Origin of the sequence: Actinospica sp., assembly GCF_035552695.1 — a bacterium.
GTDB lineage: Bacteria > Actinomycetota > Actinomycetes > Streptomycetales > Catenulisporaceae > Actinospica.
The window spans coordinates 1-5,484 of the sequence record NZ_DASZKT010000121.1 but is presented as its reverse complement, the minus strand read 5'-3'; the positions used below and the strand labels follow the sequence as shown (position 1 = coordinate 5,484).

Here is a 5,484-nt window from a genome sequence, read left to right as displayed (position 1 = left end):
GCTCGGACACCTACCCGTACGTGGACGTCCGCGAGGATGACGTGGAGATGGGCCACGAGGCCTCGGTCTCCAAGATCTCCGAGGACCAGCTCTTCTACCTGATGAGCCGCGGCATGACCGAGGATGAGGCAGCGGCCACGACCGTGCGCGGCTTCGTCGAGCCGATCGCCCGCGAGCTGCCGATGGAGTACGCGCTCGAGCTGAACCGGCTGATCGAGCTCCAGATGGAGGGGGCGGTCGGCTGATGGCGGGGATCGGCAGGGCGCCGGAGGCATCCGCGCCCGTCTCAAGCTTGCACGCGATGGCCTCGTTCGACCTCGCGGATTTCCCGGTGCCCACCGGGCGCGAGGAGGAGTGGCGGTTCACCCCGCTGCGCCGGCTGCGCGATCTGCATGGCGACGCCCCGCTGGCCGCGGGAAAGGTGACCGTGGAAACCGACCCTGCTCCCGGCGTCAGGGTCGAGTCTGCCGAACGGGCAGATGCCAGGCTGGGCCGCTCGTTCGTGCCCGCCGACCGGGTGAGCGCCCGCGCGTTCGCGTCATTCGGCGAGGCCAACGTGATCACGGTGCCGGCCGAGCTCGTGGCCAGCAGGCCGACGGTCGTGACCGTCCGCGGGCATGACGCCGAGGGCGCGGCATTCGGCCACCTGCTCGTCCAGGTCGAGCCGATGGCCAGTGCCGTGGTCGTCCTCGATCACGCGGGCAGCGCGACCTATGCCGACAACGTCGAGTTCGTGGTCGGCGAGGGCGCCTCGCTGTCGGTGGTCAGCCTCCAGGACTGGGCGCAGGACGCGGTGCACCTCTCGCACCATCACGTGCAGATCGGCCGGGACGCGACGTTCCGGCACGCCGCCGTGTCGCTCGGCGGCGGCCTGGTGCGGCTCGCCCCCACCGTGCGGTACGCCGGGCCCGGCGGCGACGCCGAACTGCTCGGCATGTACTTCGCCGACGCGGGCCAGCACCTGGAGCACCGGCTGTTCGTCGACCACGCCGTGCCCAGCTGCCGCAGCCGGGTCGACTACCGGGGCGCGCTGCAGGGCGCCGAGGCGCACGCGGTGTGGATCGGCGACGTGGCCATCCGGGCGGCGGCGACCGGCACCGACACCTACGAGCGCAACCGGAACCTGGTGCTGACCGACGGCACCCGGGTCGACTCGGTGCCCAACCTCGAGATCCTCACCGGCGAGGTAGTCGGCGCCGGGCACGCCAGTGCGAGCGGGCGGCTCGAGGACCAGCACCTGTTCTACCTGATGGCCAGGGGCATCCCGGAGGCCGAGGCCCGGCGGCTGGTGATCCGCGGCTTCTTCGGCGCATTGATCGACCGGATCGGGATACCTGAGGTGGCGGACCGCATCGCGGCAGGAATCGAGCTGGAGCTGGCATGACCGAGGCGCAGTACCGGCAGGGATCGCCGGGTAGCCCGGAGAGCTACCTGCGGGCCTGCTCGCTGGCCGACCTGCCCGAGGAAGGGGCGATCGGCGTCGAGATCAACGGCGAGCCGGTCGCCGTGGTCAGGGCCGGCGGCGAGGTGTACGCGCTGCGCGACGTCTGCTCGCACGCCGAGGTACCGCTGTCCGAGGGCGAGATCTACGACCACACGGTGGAGTGCTGGCTACACGGGTCCTGCTTCGACCTGCGCACCGGCCAGCCCACCGGACCGCCGGCCACCGAGCCGGTGCCGACTTATCCCGTGAAGATCGAGGGCGACGACGTCCTTGTTGCGATAGAGGAGTCATAGTGTCCACCCTTGAAATCCGTGACCTGCACGTCAGCGTGGAGGAGGCGGCCGGCACCCGCCGGGAGATCCTGCGCGGCGTGGACCTCACCGTGTCTGCCGGGCAGACGCACGCCATCATGGGGCCGAACGGCTCCGGCAAGTCCACGCTCGCGTATGCGATCGCCGGTCACCCCAAGTACCACGTGACCAGCGGGTCGGTCACGCTGGACGGCGCGGACGTGCTGGCGCTGAGCGTGGACGCACGGGCCCGGGCCGGGCTGTTCCTTGCCATGCAGTACCCAGTCGAGGTACCCGGCGTGTCGGTGTCGAACTTCCTGCGCACCGCGATGACCGCCGTGCGCGGCGAGGCGCCGAAGCTGCGCGACTTCGCCAGGCAGCTGCGCGAGTCGATGGCTGAGCTGTCCATCGACCCGGCGTTCGCCCAGCGCAACCTCAACGAGGGGTTCTCCGGCGGCGAGAAGAAGCGGCACGAGATCCTGCAGCTCGAGCTGCTCGACCCCAAGATCGCGATCCTCGACGAGACCGACTCCGGCCTGGACATCGACGCGCTGAAGGTCGTGTCCGAGGGGATCAACAAGTTTCGGGGGGCTTCGGGGGGTCGCTCCCCCGCGGGGCAGAGTGCGGCCGGCGAGGGCCACGGCGTGCTGCTGATTACGCACTACACCCGGATCCTGCGGTACGTGCGGCCGGACTTCGTGCACGTGTTCGTCGGCGGCCGGATCGTCGCCGAGGGCGGCTCGGAGCTGGCCGACGAGCTGGAGAGCGAAGGCTACGAGAAGTACGTGCGGGAGGGGGCGTCGGCATGACCTTTGACGTCGCCCGGATCCGCAAGGACTTCCCGATCCTGGACCGGCAGATCCGCGGCGGGCATCCGCTGGTCTACCTGGACAGCGCCAACACCTCGCAGAAGCCGCGGCAGGTGCTCGACACGCTGGCCGACTTCTACGAGCGGCATAACGCGAACATTCACCGGGCCAGCCACCAGCTCGGCGAGGAGGCTACCGAGGCCTACGAGGGCGCGCGGATCAAGGCCGGCCGGTTCATCGGCGCGCGGGACGAGACCGAGATCGTGTTCACCAAGAACATCACGGAGGCGATCAACCTGGTCGCCTACTCGATGAGCAACGCGACAGCCGCCGGGCCGGGCCGGTTCAGCCTCGGCCCGGGCGACGAGATCGTCATCACCGAGATGGAGCACCACTCCAACATCGTCCCCTGGCAGCTGCTCTGCCAGCGCACCGGCGCGACGCTGCGCTGGTTCGGCGTGACCCCCGACGGCAGGCTGGACACCTCGAACATCGGCGACCTGATCACCGAGCGCACCAGGCTCGTGTCCCTGGTCCACCAGTCCAACGTGCTAGGCACGATCAACCCGGTCCGGATGGTCGCCGACGCAGCGCACGCGGCGGGCGCCCTGGTGCTGGTGGACGCCGCGCAGTCGGTCCCGCACATGCCCGTGGACGTGACCGAGCTCGGCGCCGACTTCCTAGGCTTCACCAGCCACAAGATGTGCGGCCCGACCGGCATCGGCGTGCTGTGGGCGCGCCGGGAACTGCTTGACGAGATGCCGCCGTTCCTGGGTGGCGGCGAGATGATCGAGAGCGTCTGGATGGACCGGACCACCTTCTCCGCGCCGCCGCACAAGTTCGAGGCGGGCACGATGCCGATCGCGCAGGCGGTGGGTCTCGGGGCGGCCATCGACTACCTCGGCGAGATCGGCTTCGACGCGATGCGGGCGCACGAGCTGCAGCTGATCGAGCATGCGCTCGAGGTGCTCACCCCGATCGAGGGGGTGCGGATTCTCGGGCCGACGAAGGCGGCGGACCGCGGCAGCGCGTTCTCGTTCACCGTGGCGGACGTGCACCCGCACGACGTCAGCCAGGTGCTCGACGACCTCGGCATCGCGGTGCGGGCCGGCCATCACTGCGCCTGGCCGCTGCACCGCGCGTTCGGCGTGCAGTCGAGTACGCGAGCGTCGTTCTACCTGTACAACACCCGCGAAGAGGCGGATGCGCTTGCTGACGGGATCCGCGAGGCACAGCGGTTCTTCGCCCGGAGATGAGCCCAGGCCAGCGGGGAAGTGCAGCAGCAGGCCGCGTGTTGTAAGGGGATGTGATGGAGTTCGAGTCGATGTACCAGGACATCATCCTGGATCACTACCGCCACCCGCACAACAAGGGACTGCGGGACCCTTACGACGCAGAAGTTCACCATGTCAACCCGCTGTGCGGCGACGAGGTGACGATGCGGGTCACCCTGAAGGCGGCCGGCGGCGTGCCTGCCGTGGCCGACGTGTCCTACGACGCGCTCGGCTGCTCTATCAGCCAGGCCAGTGCCTCGGTCATGACCGACCTGGTCATCGGCAAGAGCGTGGATGAGGCGATGGCCGTCAGCCAGGAGTTTCTCGCGCTCATGCAGTCCAAGGGCGCCGGGGAACCGGACGAGGATCTGCTCGAGGACGCGGTAGCGTTCAGCGGCGTGTCCAAGTACCCGGCACGGATCAAGTGCGCGCTGCTCGGCTGGATGGCATGGAAAGACGCCACCGCCCGGGCACTTGAGGAGGCATCATCATGACCGAGCCAGCTACCACGGAAGCTGACTACACCGAGTCCGCGGCTGCCCCTGAGCCCGCGGCCGCCGGCGCGGACGCGTCCGGGGCGACCGGGGACGAGGCGGCCGGGCTGGCCTTTGCCGTCACCCCGGAGAACGAGGACATCCTCGAGGCGATGCGCGACGTCGTCGACCCCGAGCTGGGCATCAATGTCGTAGATCTCGGCCTGGTCTACGGCATCGGCATGGGGGAGGACCGGCTGGCCACGATCGACATGACGCTGACCAGCGCCGCCTGCCCGCTCACCGACGTGATCGAGGACCAGACCCGGGCTGCGCTCGACGGCCTCGTCAACGACTTCCGGATCAACTGGGTGTGGCTCCCGCCGTGGGGGCCGGACAAGATCACCGAGGATGGCCGCGAGCAACTCCGCGCGCTGGGCTTCAACGTCTGATCACCTGGTCTGGCGGCCCCGGGCTGACCGCCGCGGCCGCCAGTTTCCGGCGACGCCGGATGCGTTGCGAAGCCGCCCGACGGTAATCCCGCCCCCGGTAGCGCCCGCCGGCTTTCGCCGCGATCAGGCCCGCAGGTAGAACGGGGAGGCGCTGGCTGCGACCGTGTCGGCAACCGGGTTGGGCTCGGCCTCGCCGGCGAACGTGACGTCGATCGGGAAACCCGCGTCCTCGGTGACCGCGGCAGCGGCTCGCTCGACCGCGTGCGCCGCGGCGTCCTGCGCGGCCTGGTCGGCCGGGTTGTCCAGGTCGATCGAGATGATCAGGCCCTCGCCCCGGCCGGCCACCGACAGCCACGCCGTGCGCGCCTCGCGGACCGCTGGCACAGTGCGCAGCTGCGCGCTTGCTTCGCTGAGCAGGCGGGTTGGCTGCCGCGGCGGCGTGCCGACCCGGATCTGGACGCCTTCGGCCTGGCCCTGGACGGCCGCCAGGTAGGCGACCCCTGCCGGGTACACGGGCACGCTGGCTTCCGCCCCGGGGTTCAGCGCGATGCCGAGATCCGGCGGCAGCGACCTGGCCAGCTCCGCGGCCGGCACCACGACGTGCGGGATGACCGCGGGCGGCATGCCATGATCAGGGTCCGCCATGAAGTTGCTGAGCTCCTGGGCGCAGGTGAAGGCGGGGACGAACTCACCGCCGAGGTAGGTGACCGTGGGCAGGGTCAGCGAGGAGCCGTCCGTCACC

General features: G+C 70.2%; 8 protein-coding genes. 7 read left to right on the top strand and 1 reads right to left on the bottom strand.

Features of this window, described 5'->3' with window-relative positions; translation table 11 throughout:
- From VG296_RS15350 to VG296_RS15320, 7 genes are all read left to right on the top strand, one after another.
- Window positions 1-245: SufD family Fe-S cluster assembly protein (locus VG296_RS15350; protein WP_325566395.1), on the top strand; the 245-nt coding region annotated here is incomplete at its 5' end.
- 56 nt (window positions 246-301) lie between these two features.
- The gene (gene sufD, locus VG296_RS15345; protein ID WP_325566394.1) at window positions 302-1,384 is read left to right on the top strand and encodes a Fe-S cluster assembly protein SufD; all 1,083 of its coding nucleotides are present in this window, start codon (window positions 302-304) and stop codon (window positions 1,382-1,384) included.
- Complete coding sequence (locus tag VG296_RS15340) at window positions 1,381-1,737, top strand: non-heme iron oxygenase ferredoxin subunit (RefSeq protein ID WP_325566393.1); 357 nt, start codon at window positions 1,381-1,383, stop codon at window positions 1,735-1,737. Before sufD ends, VG296_RS15340 begins: the two co-directional genes overlap by 4 nt.
- Complete coding sequence (gene sufC, locus VG296_RS15335; protein ID WP_325566392.1) at window positions 1,737-2,543, top strand: Fe-S cluster assembly ATPase SufC; 807 nt, start codon at window positions 1,737-1,739, stop codon at window positions 2,541-2,543. Before VG296_RS15340 ends, sufC begins: the two co-directional genes overlap by 1 nt.
- Window positions 2,540-3,799 carry a cysteine desulfurase gene (locus VG296_RS15330; protein WP_325566391.1) on the top strand — a complete coding sequence of 420 codons (1,260 nt, stop codon included), beginning with the start codon at window positions 2,540-2,542 and terminating at the stop codon, window positions 3,797-3,799. The genes sufC and VG296_RS15330 overlap by 4 nt, the downstream gene beginning before the upstream one ends.
- A gap of 53 nt (window positions 3,800-3,852) precedes the next feature.
- Window positions 3,853-4,311, top strand: a complete 459-nt coding sequence (sufU, locus tag VG296_RS15325; RefSeq protein WP_325566390.1) for a Fe-S cluster assembly sulfur transfer protein SufU — start codon at window positions 3,853-3,855, stop codon at window positions 4,309-4,311.
- Window positions 4,308-4,742: a metal-sulfur cluster assembly factor gene (locus tag VG296_RS15320; protein WP_325566389.1), complete on the top strand. Its 435-nt coding sequence runs from the start codon at window positions 4,308-4,310 to the stop codon at window positions 4,740-4,742. The genes sufU and VG296_RS15320 overlap by 4 nt, the downstream gene beginning before the upstream one ends.
- 123 nt (window positions 4,743-4,865) lie before the next feature.
- On the opposite strand, the gene VG296_RS15315 is transcribed toward VG296_RS15320, so the two are convergent.
- On the bottom strand, window positions 4,866-5,484 hold a 619-nt coding region (locus VG296_RS15315; RefSeq protein ID WP_325566388.1), incomplete at its 5' end, for an enhanced serine sensitivity protein SseB C-terminal domain-containing protein.